The organism is Vescimonas coprocola, from assembly GCF_018408575.1.
Classification (GTDB): Bacteria; Bacillota; Clostridia; order Oscillospirales; family Oscillospiraceae; genus Vescimonas; species Vescimonas coprocola.
This window is the reverse complement of the sequence record NZ_AP023418.1, coordinates 764912-787417: the sequence shown is the minus strand read 5'-3', so window position 1 is coordinate 787417 and position 22506 is coordinate 764912. Positions and strand designations below refer to the sequence as shown.

The following is a 22506-nucleotide window of genomic DNA, read 5'->3' as shown; positions in this document are numbered from 1 at the left end:
ATGTCCAAACCCTTGATTGCCATCGTCGGACGGCCCAACGTGGGCAAGTCCATGCTGTTCAACAAGATCATCGGTCGGCGTCTGTCCATCGTGGAGGACACTCCCGGTGTCACCCGTGACCGCATTTACGGGGAGTCCGATTGGAACGGCCGCAAGTTCCGCCTGGTGGATACCGGCGGTATCGAACCCAATACCGACAACCAGATCCTTGCCTTCATGCGGGAGCAGGCTCAGATCGCCATCGACAACGCCAACGTCATCATCTTCGTTACCGACATCAAGACCGGCATGACCGCCGCCGACCAGGAGGTGGCCGGGATGCTCCAGCGCTCTAAGAAGCCCATCGTGCTGGCAGTGAACAAGATGGACTCCACCGGCGCCGTAGACCCGGACTTCTATGAGTTCTACAATCTGGGTCTGGGCGACCCCATCGCCGTGTCCGCCGTCCACGGCCACGGCACCGGCGACCTGCTGGATGCCTGCCTGCAATACTTCCCCCCGGAGGACGAGGAGGAAGAGGACAGCGACGTCATTCAGGTGGCCATCATCGGCAAGCCCAATGTGGGCAAGTCCTCCCTCACCAACCGTATCCTGGGCCAGCAGCGGGTCATCGTCAGCAACGTGGCCGGCACCACACGGGACGCCATCGACAGCTACTTTGAAAACGAGACCGGTAAGTATAACTTCATCGACACCGCCGGAATGAGGAAAAAGTCCAAGGTGGACGACAACATCGAAAAATACAGTGTCCTGCGGGCCACCATGGCCATCGAGCGCAGCGATGTGTGCCTCATCATGATCGACGCACAGGACGGCGTCACGGAGCAGGATACCAAGGTGGCGGGTCTGGCCCACGAGGCCGGCAAGGCCTGTATCATCGTGGTGAACAAGTGGGATCTGGTGGAAAAGGACGACAAGACCATGGACCGGATGCGGGAGGATATCCGCCGGGACCTGAGCTATATGACCTACGCCCCCATCGTGTTCATCTCCGCCCTGACCGGCCAGCGTGTCACCCGTCTCTTCGAGCTCATCAACTATGTCCGGGAGCAGTCCTCCATGCGGATCACCACCGGTATGCTCAACTCCGTTCTGGCGGATGCACAGACCCGTGTGCAGCCCCCCACGGATAAGGGCCGCCGCCTGAAGATCTATTATATGACGCAGGTGGGCATCCGCCCGCCCCACTTTGTGGTGTTCTGCAACGATAAAAAGCTCTTCCACTTCTCCTATCGCCGGTATCTGGAAAATCAGATCCGCAGCGTGTTCGGGCTGGAGGGTACGCCCATCATCATGAGCATCCGTCAGAAGGGAGAAGAAGATGCATAACGTGACTGTAGCCTTCGCCGTACTGCTGGTGATGCTGCTGTCCTACTTCTTCGGCTGCTTCAACGGCTCTTTCATGGTATCCCACTTCATCATCCGGGACGACGTCCGCAAGCACGGCAGCGGCAACGCCGGTCTCACCAATTTCTATCGCACCTACGGCGCCAAATACGCCCTGCTGGTCATCGCCTGCGACATGGGCAAGACCGTGGCGGCGTGCCTGCTGGGCAGCTTCTTCTTCCGCTGTCTGGGTTGGGACGGCACCTTGGGTACGCTTCTGGCGGGCCTCGGCTGTGAACTGGGCCACATCTTCCCGGTGTTCTACGGTCTCCGAGGCGGCAAGGGCATCCTCTCCGGCGGCACGCTGGTGCTGCTGCTGAACTGGCGGGTGGCCGCCGTGGCATGGGCGCTGTTCCTGCTGCTGTGGCTCACCACCCGATACGTCTCGCTGGCCTCCATCACCGCCACCTGCAGCGCCCCCATTACCGTGTACTTCGTCTATGGCCACAACTGGCTCTACACCGGTCTGTGTCTGGCGGTGGCGGCTCTGGTGGTCTGGTGTCATCGGGAAAATATCCAGCGCCTTCTCCACGGAACGGAGAAAAAATTCAAGTGGCACGTCAACCCCACGGAGGGCAAGGATCCGCCTAAATAAGAGAGAGAATAAACAGAAAGGAACCAAGCACATGAAACACAACCAAATGCGTCAGGTGGTATTCCCCATTCTGGCGGCCTTTATCTGGGGTACTTCCTTCGTGTCGCAGGATATCTGCGCCGACTCCATGGGGGCCTTCACCTTCAACGGCACCCGTTACTTCATCGCCGTACTGTCTCTGCTGGTGGTGATCGCCGTCATGAACACCACTCGGAAGGACCGGCCCCAGCCCACGGCGGAGGAAAAGAAGGCCTCCCGCAAGCAGCTGTGGCTGGGCGGCCTCTGCTGCGGCACCGCTCTGGCCGTCGCCTCCAACTTCCAGCAGGCGGGTCTGGTGGCCGGCACCGACGCCGGCAAGGCGGGCTTCATCACGGCGCTGTATGTGGTGCTGGTTCCCCTGTTCGGTCTGTTCTTCCGCCGGAAGGTCAGCGGCCCGGTGTGGATCGCCGTGGTGCTGAGCGTGGTATCCCTGTACCTGCTGTGCATCAAGGGCGGCTTCTCTCTGGCCCCCGGCGACCTGCTGGTGCTGGTGTGCGCTGTGTGCTTTGCCGTACACATTCTCCTCATTGACCACTTCACCGCCCGCTGCGACGGCGTGAAGCTCTCCTGCCTGCAGTTCCTGTTCGCCGCTATCTGGTCCACCATTCTGGCCCTGATCTTCGACACCATTGACTTCCACGTCCTTTGGGAGTGCATCCTGCCCCTGCTGTACGTGGGCGTGTTCTCCTGCGGCGTGGGCTACACCCTGCAAATTCTGGCCCAGAAGGATTCCAACCCCACGGTGGTCACCATCCTGCTGAGTCTGGAGAGCGTGTTCGCCGTCATCGCCGGTGCCATCATCCTGCACCAGCAGATGTCCCTGCGGGAGTATATCGGCTGTGCTCTGATGTTCATTGCCGTGGTGCTGGCGCAGGTCCAGTTCCCCGCCAAAAAGGCCAAGCAGCTCCAGTAAGGCCTTTACAAATCAACAAAAGACGCCCTCCGGCATGGCCGGAGGGCGTTTCTCTATTCACTTCTTCCCTTTCAGGGCTTCATGCGGCGCAGCAGCTCCACCAGCATCTTCCAGACCCGCTGCACGGAGGAGATGGACATTTTCTCCCGGAAGGTGTGGATCTCCTTCAGATCCGGTCCGAAGGACACGCAATCCAGCCCCGGCAGCTTGGCGGAGAACAGCCCACACTCCAGACCGGCATGGATGGCCTCCACCTTGGGTTCATAGCCGTACTGATCGGTGAACACCTCCACCATCAGATCCCGCAGCGGAGAATCCGGCAGATAGGCCCAGCCGGGGTACTCCCCACGGGTGGAGGTCTCCCCGCCCAGCTCCGCCGTCAGGCAGGCGATGCGCTGGAGCAGCATCTGCTTCTGGCTCTCCACGCTGCTGCGAACGCTGCTGGACAGATGCACCGCCGTCTCGCCGGTGGTGAGGATGCCCATGTTCAGGGAGGTCTGCACCAGACCGGGGATGTCGGCGCTCATGACCTGTACGCCGTTGGGGTGGCACACCAGCAGGCACACCGCCCGGCGGGTGGACACTGCGTCCATAGGCAGCATGGCCGTCTCGGCAGGCTCCACCGTTACCTCTACGTCGGGATCCGTCACCCGGTACTCCTCCCGCAGGGACTGCGTCATGCGGCGGCAGACCTCGGCGGTGACCTCGGCGTTGGCGGAAATCAGCGCCTGTGCGCCGGTGGGAATGGCGTTGTCCTTCAGACCGCCGCAGACCTCCACCAGCCGCAGCTCCGTCTCCTCCGCCACAGAGGCCAGCACACGGCCCATCAGCTGAACGCCGTTGCCCCGGCCCTTGTCGATCTCCGTGCCGGAGTGGCCGCCTACCAGCCCCTGAACGGTAATGCGCTGCACAGGAGCCGCAAAGACCTCCCGCCGCACCGGCAGCACGCAGTCCATCCGAGCGCCTCCGGCACAGCTGACGGTGAACACGCCCTCGTCCTCAGAGTCGATATTCAGCATCCGACGGCCCTTCAGGCCGGACACGTCAATGCCCATGGCCCCGTCCATGCCCGTCTCCTCGTCCACGGTGATGACCGCCTCAATGGGAGGATGGGGCAGGCTCTCGTCGTCCAGCACCGCCAGCGCCATGGCCACGGCGATGCCGTCGTCGCCGCCCAGCGTGGTCCCCTTGGCATAGACAAAATCTCCGTCGATGGCCAGATCCAGCCCCTCACGGGTCATGTCCTTGCCGCAGTCCGGCGCCTTTTCACACACCATGTCCATGTGACCCTGCAAAATCACCGGCTCCGCCCCCTCGTACCCGGCGGAGGCGTCCTTAAAGATGATGATGTTGTTCAGCGCATCCTGCTGATACCGCAGGCCCCTCTCCCTGGCAAACTCCGCCAGCCAGTCGCTGACGGCCTTGGTGTTGCCCGAACCGCGGGGAATAGCGCTCATCTGCTCAAAAAAGTGAAATACCCGTCCCGGCTCCAGATGCTCCAGAACTGCCATATACATCGCTCCTTTTCTCTGTATGGGATATCACCCTTAGTATACCCCCTGCCGCCGGATTTGACAAGAGAAAAACTGCCGGGACTCTCCTCCCGGCAGCTTTCACGCTAAAACATCTAAAGCTTTTTCTAAGGGCCACCCACAGACGGCGCGGCCTTGCGCCGCTTGATTGGAGATTGCCCCTCGCCGCCTCTTATTCGTCGGCGTTGATGTGGTACAGCCCCGCCACATCCTCCAGCGCCACCGAGAAGGTCACGGCCTGCGCCTCGGTATGCGCCCCCGCTTGGGCCATGATGGCCTGCATCACGGTGTTCTTGTCGCCGGTAGGCACCACCATGAGGATGATCTCCCGCTCCTCGGCAATGGACATTCCAAAGAACTTCCCGGCATCCTCGGCGCCGGTGCTCTTGGCGTGCAGAATGGTGCCGCCGTGGGCTCCTGCGCTGCGAGCGGCTCCCATCACCGTGTCGGTGTAGCCCTGATTGGCAATGGCCACGATCAGCTGATACGCTGCATCCTTCATGCTCTCATCCTCCTTCACTTCCACATCCGGCTCCGCCTCCGGGTTGCCGGTAATCAAATAGTTCATGGCCGTCCGCCCGCCGATGCTGCTCAAAGGCAGGCACATGGCAATGCCGGTGCCGGGGTTGGTCAGGTGCATGGTGCTGACCAACTCCTTCATCAGCACCTCCTTGCACGCCGGCGTCACCACCGACAGCATCACGGACTTCTCTGTGGCCTCCAGACCCAGATAGCTCAGTACCTCATCGCTGGCAGTCCCACGGCCCAGCGCCGTAAACACCACCGGTGCGCCGAAGGCCCGGTAGAAATCCACAAATCGCTTGGAGCCCATCACCCGGTTGGTAATGGTGATCATCAAATACAGTCGCTTCATATGCCCTCCTATGCCAGCTCGATGATCTCCTCCACCTGCCCAACGGCCGGTACAGGAGTGCGCTTGCTGAGCTTTCGCTGATAGCTGACGCCCAGCAGCTGGATGGTCACCAGCGGCGTCATAGCCACCATGGCCACCACGCCGAAGGCGTCCGTCACCACATTGCCCCCCAGCGCATCACAGGCCCCCATGGCAAAGGGCAGCAGGAACGTGGCCGTCATCGGACCGGAGGCCACGCCGCCGGAGTCGAAGGCGATGGAGGTAAAGATCTTCGGCACCACAAAGGACAGCGCCAGACTCAGCACATAGCCGGGGATCAAAAACCACATGATGGAGATACCCGTCAGCACCCGGATCATGGCCAGCGCCAGCGACACCGACACGCCGATGGAGAGCGCCGCATTCATGGCGCTGGCGGGAATGGCTCCGGCGGTGATCTCCTCCACCTGCCGGTTCAGCACATGGACCGCCGGTTCCGCCGACACGATGAAGTATCCGATGAGCATGGCAATGGGGATCAGCAGCCAGCTGTAGCTCTCATGGGCGGCGATGCTCTCCCCCAGGAAGCTGCCCACGGGCATGAAGCCCACGTTGACACCGGTAAGGAACAGCACCAGCCCGATATAGGTGTACAGCAGGCCAAAGAGCATACTCATGACCTCCCGCCGGTGCATCCGCCGGGTGACCAGCTGGAACAGGACGAAAAACGCCAGAATGGGCGCCAGAGAAAGGAAGATCTCCTTGAAATACTCCGGCAGCGCATGGGTATACGACCGGAACATCTCCGCCGTGTCCTTGGCATCTGGCACGCTCACCGGGGTATAGGAGCTGCCGTCTGGCTGATACAGCAGGCCCAGCAGCAGCACCGTGATGATGGGGCCGATGGAACACAGGGCCACCAGACCGAAGCTGTCGCCCCCGGCGTCCTTATCGTTACGCACAGCACTGACGCCCACGCCCAGCGCCATGATAAAGGGTACCGTCATGGGGCCGGTAGTGACGCCGCCGGAGTCGAAGGCGACGGCCCAGAAGTCCGGGGACACGAAGCCCGCCAGCACGAACACGATGGCATAAAACCCGATCAGCAGATACGACAGCTGGATGGCAAACAGGATACGCAGCAGGGCGATCACCAGAAAAACCCCCACACCCAGCGCCACAGACCAGATGATGACCCGATCCGGGATAGACGGCACCTGCCCTGCCAGCACCTGCAGATCCGGCTCCGCCACGGTGATGATGACGCCGATCAAAAAGCTGATGGCCACAATGACCCACACCTTTTTGGACTTGGTGATCTCCTTACCTACCGCCTCACCCAGCGGGATCATGGACATCTCTGAGCCCAAGGTGAACAACCCCATGCCCACGATCAGCAGCAGACTCCCCAGCAAAAACGCCATCATGGCGTTGTTGGAGATAGGGGTGATGGTAAAGCACAGCACCAGCACAATGGCGGTGATGGGCAGCACCGAGGTCAGCGATTCCTTCAGGGGCTTGCGGAAAATGGTCAGCACCTCTCCGGCCTCCCGCCGCTTGCGCCGCAGGCGATCCTGCTGCGCCTGTACGCTCAATGGCTTACGAGACAAATATCTTCCTCCTTTTCCAATTTTCTCCTGACAAAACGAGAGCGCACCTGTCCGCACATCGGGCAGATACGCCTCGTCTCTTCGTTGATACTATTCTACCATGAAAAGCCCCCTCAGGGCAAGGGGTTTTCCGTAAAGAATCCGTGAACAAATGGCAAGGCTTACTCCTTGTCAGTGTCCGCCGCATCCTGCTTCTTGGCTTTCTCCTCCCGTTCCCTGCGGATATGATCCACCAGCAGCATCACGCCCATCAGCAGGCAGGCGATGCCCAGCACCAGATAGATGGCGCCGCCCCGCTCCAGGATCCCCACCAGCGCAAACAGCACGCCGAGGATAAAGACGATGACCGTGATCTGCTGCCGCTTGCGCCGGTCCCGCTGGCGCTTGATCTCCTGGATCTGTTCGTCGGTGTATTCCGTGTACTTCATTCCTTCTTCTCCTTTTCCGTTATAACTCCTCCCGTGGGCCGGGACGGTAGCTCTCCTCCATCAGCGCCAAGGTCAGCCCTCCGGCGGACAGCTCCGTCAGCCGCCCCTGCAGGGTCTCCCGCCTCTCCGACGGCAGAGATACCGTCAGCGTCACATCAGCGCCGTAGTCCATATCGTCCAGAATACCGTCCGCAGCGGCGATCTCCAGCTTCACCCGCTCAAACAGCGGATAGGGGCAGCTGAGCCGCACACGGGCCCACAGACCCATGGTGGCCACGCCCGCCGCCGCCAAGGCATCCCGTGCGCCCTTGGAGTAGGCACGGGTCAGTCCTCCGGCCCCCAGCAGGATACCGCCGAAATACCGGGTCACCACGCACACCGCTCCGGTGACGTTCTCCCGCTGGAATACGTTCAGCATGGGCTGTCCCGCCGTTCCCTGAGGCTCTCCGTCGTCGGAGTAGCGCACCAGATTCGGCCCCAGCAGATAGCACCAGCAGTTGTGCCGTGCGTCATAATACTTCTTCTTCGTCTCCTGGATCCGGGCTTGGGCCTCCTCCTCCGTCTCCACCCGCCACACGTGGCTGATGAACCGGGAGCGCTTCTCCACAAACTCGCTCTCCGCCTCCTGAAAGGGGATGCGAAAGCCGTCAGCCATGGCGCACCTCCCACTCCTGTCTCGTAATGGCCTGACACACGCCGGGATGCTCCGTTCCGTCGGGCCACGGCGACGGCGGCGTATCGCAGACATGGCGGAAGCCGCACTTCTCCTGCACCCGCCGGGATCGTTCATTCCCCGGAAAATGGGCGCACCACACACGCTCCGCACCCATCTCCCGAAACTGCCAGCGCAGCATCGCCTCCACAGCCTCCGGGATCAGTCCCTGTCCCCAGTAGGGGCGGGCGATCCAGTAGCCGATCTCCGGCTCACCCCTCCCCTCCGGTATCTCCGTGGGGAATACGCCGATGGCCCCGATGGGGCCGCCGTCCCCGCCCTTGAGCACCACGGCAAAGGTTCCCTCCTTGGCCAGCACCGTCCGGATGATGTCCCGGCTGTTTTCCACGGAGGTGTGGGGCGACCATCCGGCGGCGGGGCCTACCTCCGGGTCGCTGGCCCAGCGGTACAGCGCCTCGGCATCGCTCTCCTGCCACGGCCGCAGCAGCAGCCGTTCCGTCTCCATCATTCCCAGTCCTCCTTCGGCTCCGTCCAGCCCTCGATATAGTCCTTCAGCTGGCCCAGCACCTTGGGGGGGCACACCGCCGTCACATCAATGCTCTCCTGATAGGCCACATCCTCCACCTTGGCCTCTCGATAGAGGCTGTCCAGCATCCCCGCCTTGTCATAGGGCAGATGGATCACCACCCGGCGGGTGCCCTTGTCCAGCCTCCGGTCGATGGCCTCCATCAGCGCCGGGATGCCCTCCCCGGTCTTGGCGGAGATGGACACGGCGTCCTCCTCATGGCTTCGCTCTCCGGAGAAGGCCACGTCGCACTTGTTGTATACCCGGATGCAGGGGATCTGATCCGCCTTCAGCTCGTGGATCAGGTCCTCCACAATGGAGGCCTGCTGCTGCCACTGGGGATTGGACACGTCGATGACGTGCAGCAGCAGATCGGCGTACTCCAGCTCCTCCAGCGTGGCCTTGAAGGCCTCCACCAGCTGGTGGGGCAGCTTACGGATAAAGCCCACGGTGTCGGAGATCACCACATCCAGCGTATCGCTGACGGTGAGCAGCCGTGTGGTGGTGTCCAGCGTATCAAACAGCCGGTTGTTGGCGGGGATACCCGCCCCGGTGATGGCGTTGAGCAGGGTGGATTTTCCGGCATTGGTGTAGCCCACAATGGCCACCACCGGGATCTCGTTTTTCTGCCGCCGCTGGCGCTGGGTGCTGCGGACCCGCCGCACCTCCTCCAGCTCCGCCTTCAGCTTGTCGATCTTCCGGTGAATGTGGCGGCGGTCCGTCTCCAGCTGTGTCTCGCCGGGGCCCTTGGAGCCGATGGGGCCCTTGCCGCTGGTTCCGGCCTGTCGCTCCAGATGAGTCCACATACCCACCAGCCTCGGCAGCAAATACTGGTACTGGGCCAGCTCCACCTGCAAGCAGCCCTCCTTGGTCTTGGCCCGCTGGGCAAAGATGTCCAGGATCAGGCCGCTGCGGTCCAACACCTGTACCCCGGTCATCTCCGTCAGCACCCGGATCTGTGAGGGCGAGAGGTCGTTGTCGAAGATGACCATGGTGGCCTCTTCCTCCTGCACCATGCGCCGTACCTCCTCCACCTTGCCCTCTCCGATGAAGCTGTGGGGGTCCGGCTTCTCCCGGCTCTGCAAAATGGTGCCGACGGCTTGCCCTCCGGCGGTCTCTACCAGAGCCGCCAGCTCCGCCAGACTCTCCTCGTCTGCGTTATCCTCCCGCAGCACCGGGGAGCGCAGCCCCACCAGCACCGCATAGTCTCTCTTATTTTCCCTGTTTTCTTCCAAAGTTCTGCGTTCCATGTACATCCTCGCTTCCGGTTTTCACCTAATAATATAGTATACCCGGCGGCAAAAGTAAAGAACCCGCAGCCAAAAAGCTGCGGGTCCTGTAAAAAGTGTCTTTACTTGTCCAGGCCGAAGCGCTTGTTGAACTTCGCCACACGTCCGCCGGTATCCACCAGCTTCTGCTTGCCAGTGAAGAAGGGGTGACACTTAGAGCAGACTTCTACGCGAATATCCTTCTTCGTAGAACCTGTCTCAATTACATTACCGCAGGCGCATTTGATAGTAGTCTGCTGATAATTGGGATGGATTCCTTCCTTCATTGCTCTGGTTCACCTCTTTCTGGTACAATAGTCCTCTTTCACAAAGGCAACTGTGATGATACCACATCTCATGGCAAAATGCAAGCACTTTTTGCAAATTTACAAATTTATTGTGGCGCCCGTGGAGAAAAAGTACAATACCTTGCGGCAGACCTTCTCCTCCATCACCCGCTCCAGCGCCTGAGCATAGGCCTCCAGCTGGGGCCGGTACTCCTCCGCCCGCTGCGGCTCCTCGCCGGGAGCCAGACGGTCGGTCTTGAAGTCCACCACCACAAGCCCCTCCTTCGTGCGGAAGGCGCAGTCCACAACGCCCTGAAGCATCAGCTCCTCTCCCTCCGCCGCCGGGTCGTACAGCGCCGCCGGCATCAGCAGGGCAAAGCGATACTCCCGCCAGACCTGCCGGGCCTGCCGGATCTCCTGCGCCAGCGGCGTCGCCAGAAACGCCCGGATGCGCTCCGTGTCCACCGCCTCCGCCTGCTGGGGCGTCAGAAGCCGCCGCTCCGTGAGCTGCCGCACCTGCTCCTCCGGGTCCGGGCCGTCCAGCTCCAGATACTGCATCACCAGATGCATGGCCGTCCCCCGCTCCGCAGCAGTGAGCCTGCGCTCCTGCTGCAAAAAGAGGGGTCGCTGAAAGTCCAGCCGCCGTGGCCGGGCGGATGCCGCCCCCTCTGCGATCTCCTCATCCAGCACCCTGCCCTTCAGCTGGGTAGCCGTCACCTTGGTGGGGATGGTGCAGGCCGCCGTGTGGCCATAGCGCAGTTCCATGGCGGAGAGATCATACCGCCGCTCCTGCACCGCAGCCTCCTCCGGGGCCGCAGCCGCAGACCCACATTCAAACACCGGGTTCTCCCACAGCCGCACCTGCCAGCCACCATCGGAGAGGGCCGGCTGCTCCGGCTCCATGTCCGCCCACTGCCGCAGCACCGCCGCCTCCGGCGTACACAGCAGCGGCAGCAGGATCCAGTCCCCCGGCGCCTTGGCGCTCCCCACGGCCTCCGGCGCCGCAGGACAGCCCGCCACACTGAGCAGGCCCCGGACCCGATTGCGTGCAAAGCGCATACAGTCCACGCAGATCAGCTTCTCCTTGGCACGGGTCATGGCCACGTACAGGATCCGCATCTCCTCCGCCAGACTCTCCCGTGACAGGGCCAGCTGAATGGCCTGCTTGGAAACGGTATCGTACCGGATACGCCTCCTCCGATCCACCCGCTCCGTCCCCAGTCCCAGCCGGGGATGCACCAGCACAGGCCGCTGGAAATCGTCCCGGTTGAAGCCCTTCTGCAGATCCGCCAGGATCACCACCGGGAACTCCAATCCCTTGGACTTGTGGATGGTCATCAGCTGTACGCCGCCGCTCTCCTGCCTTGCGCTGATATCCGGCAGGTCGCCGCTCTCCATCAAGTCATGCAGATAGCTGACAAAATCGAACAGGTTCCCCCGTCCCGCAGCCGCCAGCTGCCCGGCGTAGGCGTACAGCGCCAGCAGATTGCTGCGCCGCTGCGCACCACCCTCCATGGCCCCGAACACCGCCAGTGCCTGCCAGTCCGTATACAGCTTCCACAGCAGCCGATCCGCCGTCAGCTCCCCGGCCGCCGCCCGCAGCTGCGCCAGCCGCTCCAGAAAGGCACGGCTATCCTCGCCGTCGTCGGCACACAGAGCGCCGTAGTAGTCTCCCCCCGGATGCCCGCCCCGGATCTGGGCCAGCCGATCCGGCGAAAAGCCCAGCAGCGGCGACCGCAGCACCGCCAGCAGCGGCACATCCTGCCGTGGATTGTCCACGATCTGCAAAAACGACACCATCACGGCGATCTCCATGGTCTCGAAGAAGGACTGCTCCTCCCCGCCGGCGCAGGGGATATCCTCCCGCTGCAGAGCCGCCGTGAAGGCCTTCCGCCTTGCCGCTGGAGAGCGCATCAGGATCACGATATCCTCCGGCTGAACAGGGCGCTGCTGCCCGTCCTCCCCCTGCACGGGGAAGCCCTCGTCCAGCAGCTGCCGGATGCGATGAGCCACGAACCGGGCCTCCACCTCCGTCCGGTCGAAGCGTTCCTCCTCCGTATCCGCCACGCTGATCAGATGGAACTCCGTATCCGTGTCGCTGCGCTCCGGATAGCCTGCGGCCCCGTAGTTCAGTCGTTCCTCCGGCCCGTAGTCCATCTCCCCCATCTGCCGGGACATGATGCTGCCAAACACAAAGTTGGCAGCCGAAAGCACCTGCCGCCGGGAGCGGAAGTTCTGGCTCAGCAGCACCTTTCGTGGCTGCCCCTCCTCCGCCTCCTCTGCCGGTCGGTAGGCCAGATATTTCTCCAGAAAAATGGTGGGGTCCGCCAGCCGGAACCGATAGATGCTCTGCTTCACATCCCCCACGGTGAACAGGTTCTGCCCGTCCCGTGAAATGGCCCGGAAGATGCAGTTCTGCACCTCGTTGGTGTCCTGATACTCGTCCACCATGATCTCCCGATATCGCCCGGACAGCTGCCGCCCCAGCGGCGTCGGCGCACCGTCGTCACCCTGCAAAAGCCGGATGGCATAGTGTTCCTGATCGCTGAAATCCATGCAGTTGCGCCGCACCTTCTCCGCCTGATAGGCGGCGGTGAAGTCCTCCGTCAGCTGCACCAACGCCAGCATGGCCGGGGCCATGGCCTCCAGATCCTCCAGCTGCTCGCTCTCGCTGACCGCCAGCAGCGCACCGATCTCATCCAGCTCGTCCTTGCACCGCTTGCGTACCGCCTGCGCCTGCTCCTTGGCCCCGTCGCAGCCCTTGACGACGCCCATCCGCCGGAAGGAGGGCTTCAGCCGGGCCATGGCGTCCCAGCCCTCCTGCGCCGCCGTCTCATAGCCCTGCAGCTGCTCCGCCATCTCCAGAAACCGGTCGCCGTAGCCCCGGTACAGATCCGGATACTGCTCCATCCACGCCGCCGTCTCCGTCAGCTTCCTCGCCCAGAACCGGGTCCGCCGCAGGATGCTGTCCGTCAGTACCTCCCGGTAAGGCCCCACGGACTCCGGCACCTGCTGCCACTGCTCCCGCAGCCGCTCCAGCCACCGCATGGGGTAGGCGTGGCTCTGGATCTTCCCGTGGATATCCAGCACCAACCGCTCCAGCGCCCGGTCGTCCCGCCCGGCGCCCAGCGTCTCCGCCAGCTGCTGGGCCTGAGTATCCCCCCGGCCGATGCGCTGGTAAAACTCCTCCAATACCTGCTCCAGCACCTGCATCCGCAGCAGCTCCGCCTCCTGCTGATCCAGCACCCGGAAATCCGGGGTCAGGCTCCTTTGCCCCTCCGGCGGCAGCAGGTGGATGTTCTCCCGCAGCAGGCTCCCGCAAAAGGCATCCACCGTTTTGATGTCCGCCTGATACACCCGCATCATCTGGCGGCGCAGGTGCATATTCTCCGGCTGACGGGCCACTCTCTGGCTCAGCTCTGCGGCGATCCGGCCCCGCAGCTCCGCCGCCGCCGCTTTGGTGAAGGTGATGATGAGGAAATCGTCGATGCGGCAGCGCTCCCGCTCCATATAGCCGAACAGCCGCTCCACCAGCACCTTGGTCTTGCCGGAACCGGCGGCGGCGGACACCAGCAGACTGCCGCCCCGGTCCTCCATGGCCCGCCGCTGCTGCGGCGTGGGCTCAAAGCTCCCCATGACGTCCCTCCTCTCCCGTCTCATGCGCTACAAATTCCCAGAACTCGTCGGCCTTCACCCGTTTCAGCGGCCGCAGCCGGTCGTCGGCCTGCCCGTCCTGGAAGTGACAGGCCGAGGCAAAATCGCAGTAGGTGCAGGCGCTCTCCTGAGGCCCCCGCCAGCAGGGGTCTGCATCGATGTTCCCCTGCCGCAGCTCACGGGTGATCTGGTGCAGCAGCTTCTCCACATACTGCCCCAGCCGCCCCAGCTGCGCCGCCGTAGCCACGCCGCCGCTGATGCCGCCGTCCTTGCTCACCTGAATGGGCAGGAAGCACGGCGCCTCCAGCGCACTGTGCTCCATGGCCCGCAGCACCTCCGGGTCTCCCAGCACCATGCCGTCCCGCCGCAGTTCCCGATCCATGGCCCTGCGGAGGGCCTCCGGTGAAATGTCCCGCTCGGTCTTCAGGATCAGATCCCGTGCCGGGTGGTACAGCACCCCCGCCGGGACAATGGGGTATCCGAAGCAGGACTGTCCCTCCTTCTCCAGCGTGAACAGATACAGCAGCATCTGGATCCCCAGCCCGTACCGCACATCCGACAGATCGAAGGACTTGCGCCCCGTCTTATAGTCCACCACCCGCAGATACAGCTTCCCGTCGTGGAGCCAGCCGTCCACCCGGTCCACTTTTCCGCTGACGGAGAGGGTGGCATCCCCCTCCTGAATGGTGATGGCCGGCAGTGTGCCGTCCCGTCCGCCGAAGCCCAGCTCAAAGGCCACGGGCTTGAAATCCGATTCCGCCAGCTCCTCCGCCATGCGGTCCACGATGTCCTCCGCCGTGGTGCGCAGCCGCCCGAACAGATAGCGGAACCGGGCGCTCTTTTCCTCGTAACCCGGTATCTCGTCCCGGATGTAAAGGTCAATGTATTTACGGACCATAGCGTGTAGCTGCGGCGTTTTCACCGCCGCCCAGCCGCCGCTGCCTGCCACCTCACGGGCGGTGTTCTCCAGCAGATAGTGCAGAAACGTCCCGATCTCCGGGGCCTCGAAGCCCGCCGGACGCCGCTCCTTGGCCCGCAGGCCGTACTGCATAAAGTAGCCGAAGTGGCACTGCCGCACCCGATCCATCCGGGAGGCGGACATCCCCATCCGGGTCCCGTACAGGGACTGCACCGCCGCCGGGGACAGCCGTCCCCGGCGCAGCTGTCTGGCCCGCTCCATGGCCGCCAGCGTCCCGGCGTACTCCTCTCTCCCGGCAAAGTACCGCCACAGGGAGCCGCCCATCTCCTGACCGGCCTCCTCCAGCGCCACCGCCGGGGTCAGCAGACGCACCGTCTCCCGCTCCGGCATCAAGCCCGGAAACAACCGCTCCAGCCGCCGCACCACAAAGGAGGGCCGCAGCTGTCCGCCGTTGTGATCCGTCACCGGATAGCTCACCGTCAGATGCTCCGACGGCTGGGCCAGACAGGCATAGATGTTCTGCAATTCGTTGTCCAGCGGGTCAAAGGCCGCATCCGACAGCAGAATGTCCCGCTGCTGCAAAATCTCCCGCTCCTCCGGCTCCAGCAGGCCGTGGCCCGACGGCGGCTGGGGCAGCACATGGTCGTTGGCCCCCAGCAGAAACAGCCGCTTCACCGAGTGCCGGTCGTTGCGGGTCAGCTCGCTGACCTTCACCTGATCCAGCGTCGCCGGGATGGTTCCCACGCTGTACTGGGTCAGCACCAGCCGCAGAAGCCGGGCAAATTCCTCGCCGGAGAGCTCCATCTCCCCCAGGATCTCCGCCATCTGATCCAGTACGCCGCACAGGATCCTCCACAGCTGGCTGTATTCCTCCGCCAGCTGGGCCTGTCCCTGCCGCAGCAGCTCCTCTGTCGTCTCCTTCAGGCGCTGCGGCACGCCGGACTCCTCGGCAAATATGTAAAGCATCTCCGCTTTATCCCTGGCCTTCGGCCTATCCTTCAGGCCATCGCTCAGGGGCAGCAGCGTAGAGCGCACCTTCTGCCTTATGCGGTTGACATCCGCCAGCCGCTGCTGCCGCTCCGGGGTCATCTCCTGCCCGTAGCCGTCGGGGTTTGCCGTCCACTCCGTGTCCCGCAGCCACATATTTCCCCGGATGCTCCACAGGATCACATAGTTCTCCAGCAGGTCACATTCCTCCGCCGTGATGCCCGCCATCCCCGTCTTGAGATAGCGGAACATATCCTCCCGCCGGAAGCCGCCGGTAACGGCATCCACCGCCCCCAGCAGCATGGTCAGGGGCGGCTTTGCCAGAATATCGCTGCGGCGGCTGATGTACGCCGGGATGCCATCCCGCTGAAAAACGCTCTCGATGACCGGGCCGTATACCTCCATGTTCCGGGCGGTAACGGCAATGTCCCGCCAGCGGCAGGCCCCGGAGGCCACCAGCTTCCGAATCTGCGCCGCCGTCCGTTCCACCTCGCCGTATACCGTGCCGCACTCCCACAGCGCCACCTGCTGTCGGCAGTCGTCCCCCTCATAGGGCATATCCTCCCCCAGCAGGTGCTTCTCCAGATGGGCCAGCGGCCCCTTTCCAGAGCCGGTGAGCCACACGATCTCGCACTCCGTCCCCAGCTGCCGGGCCATCCGCTCCAGCCGCTGCCGCTGACGCAGGGCATTCTGAAACAGCGTCCCCTCCGCCCGGTCGCCCAGCAGCGTCACCGTCACGCTCTCCGCCTGACGCATCACCTGCTCCAGCACGCTCTCCTCCAGCTTGTTCAGGTAGGAGAACCCGTCCAGATACACGTCCTTGCCCCGGAGATAGTCGCTCTCCGCCAGCCGGTCCCGCAGCTTCTGGAGCCGGGACCGGGCGTCCACGCCCTCGGCATGGAGCTTCCCGTCATAGGCGGCATACAGCAGCGCCAGATCCCGGAGCTTATCGCCCATGGCGCCCTCCATATCCTCCACCTGCTGCCACAGAGCCTGTGGCGTGATCTCATAGGCGTAGAACTCCTCCGTCAGATCCGTCAGCTGCCGCAGAAACGCCGCCCGCTGGGAGGGCCGTCCGAACACCTTCAGCCGGCTGTGCAGCTCCTGCAGCGCCAGCCGCATGGTCAGCAGCTTTCCGCCGCCGTCCAGCGTAAACTCCGCCAGTCCGCCGGTCTGGGCCAGCACCCGGCTGCCGAGGCTCTGGAAGCTCAGCACCTCCGCATCACGGGAGGCCGTAGGCCCCAACGCCCGGCACAGATCCACCTCCGCCTCATGGGAGATATGCTCCGGCACCAGCAGCACCTGCGGCCTCTGGCTGCGCTGCCGGGCCATGGTCTCCAGCACCCGGCGGGACTTTCCGGCCCCCGCCCGTCCGATCCATATGGAAAGCATGGCTTCCCTCCTTCACCTTACTCCGTCACGCCGGGGATATCTCCCACGCCGTCCAGCACCAGCCGGGGCCGGTACGGGAACTTCTTGATGTCCGCCCGGCTGGTGATGCCCGACAGCACCAGCACCGTATCAAGGCCTGACTCGATGCCTGCCACCATATCCGTATCCATCCGGTCACCGATCATGGCCGCCTCCTCGGAGTGTACCCCAAGGATCCGCAGGCCCGTCCGCATCATCAGGGGATTAGGCTTGCCCACAAAGTACGCATTCTGTCCGGTGGCCATCTCGATGGGTGCGATCATAGCCCGGCAGGCGGGGATGATGCCGTCCTCGGCAGGCCCCGTCAGATCGCTGTTGGTGCCGATGAGCTTGGCCCCCTTCAGCACCAGCCGAACCGCCTTGAGGATGTTCTCATAGTTATACGTATTGCCCTCGCCGATGATGACGTAGTCCGGGTCCACATCGTTCATGGTGATGCCCTCGTCGTGAAGGGCCATAATGAGCCCCGCCCCGCCGATGACATAGGCGCTGCATCCCGGCGCCTGACTGCTGATGAACCGGGCCGTGGCCAGTGCGCTGGTATAAAAGTGGCTCTCGTCCACATCCAGCCCCATGCGGTGCAGCTTCTGCTGCAGCTCCTTAGGAGACCGCTCGGAGGAGTTGGTGAGGAACAGGAAATTCTTCTGCTCCCGATACAGCCACTCCACAAACTCCTTCACCCCCGGCAGCAGACGGTTCCCATGATAGATCACACCGTCCATGTCGCAGATAAAGCCCTTCTTCTTTCTCAGTTCCTCCATGGATCATGCTCCTTTCTGAATTGGCCTTTTTCAACACTTATATTATACCTTGCCGTGGGACATAATCCAAGCACGCTTTTGTAAAATCCGCTGTTTTCCAGAATTTTTAGCAATTTCCTGCGGGAAGTACATATTTTGCTTGCTTTTCCCTGAAAATCGGGTACAATATAAGGGCGTCTGCTCTCCGGCAGACAAAAAATCGACTTTTGGAGGAACCTATGAAAAAAATCGTATCTCTGGCGCTGGCCGTACTGCTGGTGCTCTCTCTGGCTGCCTGCGGCAGCAAGAACAGCGGCACCGGTGACGTGTCCGATGCCCTGACCCTGCTGAACACCGTCTGGGCCACCTACAGCGAGGAGGAAAAGTTCCCCGTCAGCGGCGGCGACTATGACCACCCCGTGGACGACGCTCCCGGTGCCTTCGACATCTCCAACGCCGACAACATGGACTATATGCTGGGCTTCCCCGGCCCCTCCGTGGCCAATCTGGTGGACGCAGCATCCCTGATGCACATGATGAACGCCAACACCTTCACCTGCGGCGCCTACCACCTCAGCGATGACGTCAGCGCCGCCGACGTAGCCTCCTCCCTGCGGGATAATATCATGAACCGCCAGTGGATGTGCGGCTTCCCCGACAAGCTGGTGGTCATCACCATGGGCCAGTTTGTGGTCTCCGTCTACGGTGCCGAGGATCTGGTGGATACCTTCCGGGATAAGCTCCAGAACTGCTTCTCCTCCGCCGCTGTAGTCTACGACGAGCCCATCGCCTGATGCTCTTTTCCAGTATCCCCTTTCTTTTTTACTTCCTGCCGCCGGTGCTGCTGCTCTACTTCCTGACGCCGGACCGTTGGAAGAATCTGACTCTGCTGCTGAGCAGCCTTGTGTTCTACGGCTGGGGCGAGCCCCGGTTCCTGCTGTTCATGCTGGCCTCCATCGCTCAGGGCTACGCCTTCGGTCGGCTCATGGAGCGGTATCCCCGTCATAAGCGGCCCTTTCTCATTCTCTCGGCAGTGCTGAGTCTGAGTCTGCTGGGCTACTGCAAATACGCCGGCTTCTTCCTCCGCACCTTGGGTGCGCTGACGGGCCTTTCCCTGCCGGCTCTGCAGATCGCCCTGCCCATCGGCATCAGCTTCTACACCTTTCAGGTGCTCAGCTACGTCATCGATGTCTACCGTGGCACGGTGCCGCCCCAGCGGAACCTGCTGCAGCTGGCCACCTATGTGGCCATGTTCCCCCAGCTCATTGCCGGACCCATTGTCCGCTATGCAGACATTGCCCCGGAGCTGACCCGCCGCCGCCCCACGCTGGCGGACGCTGCCGCCGGCGCACGGCGTTTCGTGGTGGGGCTTGGGAAAAAGGTCCTGATCGCCAACGTGCTGTATGAGTTGATGTCCGCCTTTTTGCAGTCCATCCAGCCCTCGGTGCTGTTTACATGGCTCTACGCCGTGGCCTGCGCCCTGCAAATTTACTTCGACTTCTCCGGTTACAGCGATATGGCCGTGGGCCTCGGCCGGATCTTTGGCTTTCATTTCCCGGAAAACTTCCGCTACCCCTTCCTCTCCGGCAGCGTCACGGAGTTCTGGCGGCGCTGGCATATCAGTTTGGGCAGCTGGTTCCGGGACTACGTCTATATCCCGCTGGGGGGGCAGCCGATGCTCCCGCAGCCGGTGGCTGCTGAACGTGTTCCTTGTCTGGGGCCTGACGGGCCTGTGGCACGGGGCGGCATGGAATTTCGTGCTGTGGGGCCTGTTTTTCGCCGTCCTGCTGGCGGCGGAAAAGCTGTGGTACGGCCACGGGCTGGAAAAGACCCGGCTCTTAAAGCACCTGTATATGTTCCCCCTGCTGGCGGTGAGCTTCGTACTCTTCAATGCCGCCGACCTCCCCGCCGCCGGGCAGCAGATCGCCGCCCTCTTTGGTTTCGGCGGCCTGCCCGCCTCCGGGGTGGAGAGCCTTTACTACCTCCGCAGCTACGCTGTGGTGCTGGTCATTGCCCTGCTGGGGGCCACCCCCCTGCCCGTCAAGGCGGTGCAGCGCCTTCGGGACACCTCTGCCGGCAGCGCCGTGCTGTCCGCTGCGGAACCTGTGGCGCTGGTGCTGCTGCTGGCGCTCTGTACGGCGTATCTGGTGGACGGCTCCTTCAATCCCTTCCTGTATTTTCGGTTTTAAGGAGGGCTGACCGTGAACGAAAAACGCACTGCCCTGCTGACGGTATGCCTGCTGGGGGCCTTTCTGCTGACATTCTCCCTCTGGGCGTACCTGAAGCCCGACGGCGCCTTTTCCCAGAGTGAGCGCCGCAAGCTGACTCCAAAGCCAAGATGTACAGTAGAAAGCATTTACAGTGGGCGCTATATGTCGGATTTCGAGACATACGCCCCGGATCAATTCCCCCTGCGGGAGCAGTTCCGGACCCTGAAATCCCTGACCAGTCTCTACCTGCTGCGCCAGAGAGACACCAACGGCGTATATCTGGCGGAGGGCTATGTCTCCCGTCTGGAGTACCCCATGCAGGAGGACTCCATCGCCCACGCCGCCCGGCGCTTTGACTACCTGTACGACACCTATCTCTCCGGCACGAACTGCCGGCTGTATCTGTCGGTGATCCCGGACAAGAATGCCTTTCTGGCCTCCTCCCACGGTTATCCGGCGCTGGACTACGGGGCCTTCACCCAAAGCCTGCGGGAAAAAACTCCCTACCTCACCTATCTGCCGATAGGCGATCTGCTGTCGCTGGAGGACTACTACCGCACCGACCTCCACTGGCGGCAGGAGCAGCTGACGGACGTGGCTGCCCGCCTGCTGGAGGGGATGGGGGCCGAAGCCCCTGGCACCTTCCGAGAGGAGACTCTGCCCACCCCCTACTACGGCGTGTACTACGGCTACGCTGCCCTGCCCATGGAGCCGGACACCATCCGCTATCTCACCAATGACACCTTGGAGAGCTGCACCGTCTACCACTACGAGACCGGCCAGACCACCGGCATCTACGATGGGGAGAAGGGTGCCGGGCGGGACCCCTACGAGTGGTTCCTCTCCGGCTCCGAGTCCCTGCTGACGGTGGAAAATCCCCATGCTGCCACGGACCGGGAGCTTGTGATCTTCCGGGACTCCTTCGCCAGCAGTCTGGCCCCCCTTCTGGTGGAGCAGTATGCCAAGATCACGCTGGTGGACATCCGATACCTTTCCAGCACAACGCTTGGAAAGTATCTTACCTTTACAGATCAGGATGTGCTGTTTCTGTATAGCGTTCCCGTCCTGAACCACAGCGACACCCTGAAATGACCCCGTCATCCCTGACGTGGCCGCAGCATTCCCCTGTCTGGCAGCGGTACTCTTGACCCCTTGCTAACCCCGACGCATCCACAGTATGGCCCTGGCTGGCAGCGGTATATCTGACCGCCTTCATCCCTGCAAACATCACGCATCCACAGTATGGCCCTCCCCGGCAAATGCCGGGGAGGGCCATGTCAGCGTGTCGAAAAAGTCTTTTCGACACGCTGAGGCATTTTTCAGACCTTCAAAAAGCTCTGAAAAATGCGGATCATCATCGTGCAGGACACCCTTCCCGGGTTTCCCGCACACACCCTTCCGCCCCGTTGACGAAAGGTTTCCGCTCTTTTGACAGGCTCACATGACCCTCCCCGGTGTTTACCGGAGAGGGTCATGTATCGTATATCTTAAAGCTGTACAGATTCAACATTCCATATGGAATCTTCTCACCAACCCATCCGACCGGCCGCCCTCTCCGCTCAGTGCTTTCCCAGCCACTGGCGCAGGCCCTCCCAAAGCTCCACCGCCCGGAACCGCAGGACGTAGCCGCCGTCCTCCTCGGTGATGAGGGACAGATCCTCCTCCCCCAAGCCGCCGGAGACGGCCGTCTCCTGAAAGTCGCAGGCGGCAGTGGTACACAGGGGTGGGAACACCACGCACCACCAGTTTTTCCCGGCTCCCTCCCCGATGACCACCCGCAGAGCCAGATACTCCCCGGAGGGTAATGCAAAGCCGTCATACTCCCGTGTAGGAAACTCCGTCTCCTCCAACCAGGCGCTGACGGTGTATCGGCTGCCCTGAGCGGCGATCTCCTCCGCCGCCGTCTGCTGCAGCCGGGGCAGCGCCTCGGCGAGACGCTGCCGGGCCTCCTCCATGTCTCTCGACTGGCGCAGGATGTCCTCCGCCAGCACCAGCACCCGATCCCGCACCCGCAGCTTCAGGGCCTGATCCGCCTCGCTGTCGGAATTGGCGATGACGTGGAGTCGGATGACCTTCTGCTCCAGCGCATCCTGCCGCTGGAGGGTGCAGGCCCCCCACAGCAAAGCCGCCGCCACTGCCAGCAGCAGCGCCGCCTCCCATGTATGTAATTTATTTCCAGTTTTCTTCCGCATAGGAAACACCTCTCCGTGTCGTTGATTTTTGCACGGAAGGATGAAAGCACCGTCCCATGCAGCTTATCTGCATTGTGGACGGTGCTTTTGCGTTTTATACCGGTACGGAAAAATTTTGGACGATCACAGGACAAAGCCGGGACAAAATCACGACCTCTTTTTTCTTCCTTTTTGTCCGCTGGACGTCCGATAAATGTCCAGAAAAATGTCCAGAGAAATGTCCA

Annotated in this window: 18 protein-coding genes and 1 pseudogene; 7 read left to right on the top strand and 12 right to left on the bottom strand. The window is 62.6% G+C overall.

Annotation, left to right across the window (positions count from 1 at the left end):
* Genes der through KJS28_RS03850 form a run of 3 tightly spaced genes read left to right on the top strand, consistent with a single transcriptional unit; the run spans position 1 to position 2933 of the window.
* Positions 1-1329, top strand: coding sequence for a ribosome biogenesis GTPase Der (gene der / locus KJS28_RS03860; protein WP_021859137.1), 1329 nt, complete (start codon positions 1-3; stop codon positions 1327-1329).
* Positions 1322-1981, top strand: a complete 660-nt coding sequence (locus KJS28_RS03855) for a glycerol-3-phosphate acyltransferase (RefSeq protein ID WP_213541810.1) — start codon at positions 1322-1324, stop codon at positions 1979-1981. Before der ends, KJS28_RS03855 begins: the two co-directional genes overlap by 8 nt.
* A gap of 31 nt (positions 1982-2012) precedes the next feature.
* Positions 2013-2933 carry a DMT family transporter gene (locus tag KJS28_RS03850; RefSeq protein WP_213541809.1) on the top strand — a complete coding sequence of 307 codons (921 nt, stop codon included), beginning with the start codon at positions 2013-2015 and terminating at the stop codon, positions 2931-2933.
* Between the two features lie 71 nt (positions 2934-3004).
* On the opposite strand, the gene KJS28_RS03845 is transcribed toward KJS28_RS03850, so the two are convergent.
* The 11 genes from KJS28_RS03845 to KJS28_RS03795 form a co-directional block, all read right to left on the bottom strand.
* Entirely contained in the window at positions 3005-4444 is a 1440-nt protein-coding gene (locus KJS28_RS03845; RefSeq protein WP_213541808.1) for an aminoacyl-histidine dipeptidase, read from the bottom strand.
* 193 nt (positions 4445-4637) lie between these two features.
* Positions 4638-5339 carry a P-II family nitrogen regulator gene (locus tag KJS28_RS03840; protein ID WP_213541807.1) on the bottom strand — a complete coding sequence of 234 codons (702 nt, stop codon included), beginning with the start codon at positions 5337-5339 and terminating at the stop codon, positions 4638-4640.
* Between the two features lie 8 nt (positions 5340-5347).
* Positions 5348-6853, bottom strand: a complete 1506-nt coding sequence (locus KJS28_RS03835; RefSeq protein WP_407701755.1) for a DUF1538 domain-containing protein — start codon at positions 6851-6853, stop codon at positions 5348-5350.
* Between the two features lie 236 nt (positions 6854-7089).
* Positions 7090-7356 carry a hypothetical protein gene (locus KJS28_RS03830; protein ID WP_213541806.1) on the bottom strand — a complete coding sequence of 89 codons (267 nt, stop codon included), beginning with the start codon at positions 7354-7356 and terminating at the stop codon, positions 7090-7092.
* A 19-nt stretch (positions 7357-7375) separates the two neighbouring features.
* The gene (locus KJS28_RS03825; protein WP_213541805.1) at positions 7376-8011 is read right to left on the bottom strand and encodes an IMPACT family protein; all 636 of its coding nucleotides are present in this window, start codon (positions 8009-8011) and stop codon (positions 7376-7378) included.
* Entirely contained in the window at positions 8004-8537 is a 534-nt protein-coding gene (locus KJS28_RS03820; RefSeq protein WP_213541804.1) for a GNAT family N-acetyltransferase, read from the bottom strand. Before KJS28_RS03820 ends, KJS28_RS03825 begins: the two co-directional genes overlap by 8 nt.
* On the bottom strand, positions 8534-9844 hold the full coding sequence (hflX, locus tag KJS28_RS03815) for a GTPase HflX (protein WP_213541803.1): 1311 nt from the start codon (positions 9842-9844) through the stop codon (positions 8534-8536). Before hflX ends, KJS28_RS03820 begins: the two co-directional genes overlap by 4 nt.
* Positions 9845-9945: 101 nt before the next feature.
* Positions 9946-10149 (bottom strand): 50S ribosomal protein L31, encoded by a 204-nt coding sequence (rpmE, locus tag KJS28_RS03810; protein ID WP_021859148.1) that lies wholly within the window; start codon positions 10147-10149, stop codon positions 9946-9948.
* Between the two features lie 99 nt (positions 10150-10248).
* Positions 10249-13785, bottom strand: a complete 3537-nt coding sequence (gene addA, locus KJS28_RS03805; RefSeq protein ID WP_213541802.1) for a helicase-exonuclease AddAB subunit AddA — start codon at positions 13783-13785, stop codon at positions 10249-10251.
* On the bottom strand, positions 13772-17101 hold the full coding sequence (locus KJS28_RS03800) for a PD-(D/E)XK nuclease family protein (RefSeq protein WP_213541801.1): 3330 nt from the start codon (positions 17099-17101) through the stop codon (positions 13772-13774). The genes addA and KJS28_RS03800 overlap by 14 nt, the downstream gene beginning before the upstream one ends.
* Before the next feature lie 17 nt (positions 17102-17118).
* The gene (locus KJS28_RS03795) at positions 17119-17901 is read right to left on the bottom strand and encodes an HAD-IIA family hydrolase (RefSeq protein ID WP_213541800.1); all 783 of its coding nucleotides are present in this window, start codon (positions 17899-17901) and stop codon (positions 17119-17121) included.
* Between the two features lie 218 nt (positions 17902-18119).
* On the opposite strand from KJS28_RS03795, the gene KJS28_RS03790 reads away from it, so the two are divergent.
* The 4 genes and pseudogenes from KJS28_RS03790 (at position 18120) to KJS28_RS03780 (ending at position 21182) form a co-directional block, all read left to right on the top strand.
* Positions 18120-18674, top strand: coding sequence for a bacteriocin transport accessory protein (locus KJS28_RS03790; protein WP_213541799.1), 555 nt, complete (start codon positions 18120-18122; stop codon positions 18672-18674).
* A pseudogene (locus KJS28_RS12695) lies at positions 18674-19489 on the top strand (MBOAT family O-acyltransferase); the annotation flags it as partial. The gene KJS28_RS03790 and the pseudogene KJS28_RS12695, both read left to right, overlap by 1 nt.
* Before the next feature lie 94 nt (positions 19490-19583).
* Complete coding sequence (locus KJS28_RS12690; protein WP_324614777.1) at positions 19584-20069, top strand: MBOAT family O-acyltransferase; 486 nt, start codon at positions 19584-19586, stop codon at positions 20067-20069.
* 12 nt (positions 20070-20081) lie between these two features.
* Positions 20082-21182, top strand: coding sequence for a hypothetical protein (locus tag KJS28_RS03780; RefSeq protein ID WP_228298437.1), 1101 nt, complete (start codon positions 20082-20084; stop codon positions 21180-21182).
* Positions 21183-21649: 467 nt separating this feature from the next.
* On the opposite strand, the gene spoIIR is transcribed toward KJS28_RS03780, so the two are convergent.
* Positions 21650-22282: a stage II sporulation protein R gene (gene spoIIR / locus KJS28_RS03775; protein ID WP_213541798.1), complete on the bottom strand. Its 633-nt coding sequence runs from the start codon at positions 22280-22282 to the stop codon at positions 21650-21652.
* Positions 22283-22506 lie beyond the last annotated feature (224 nt).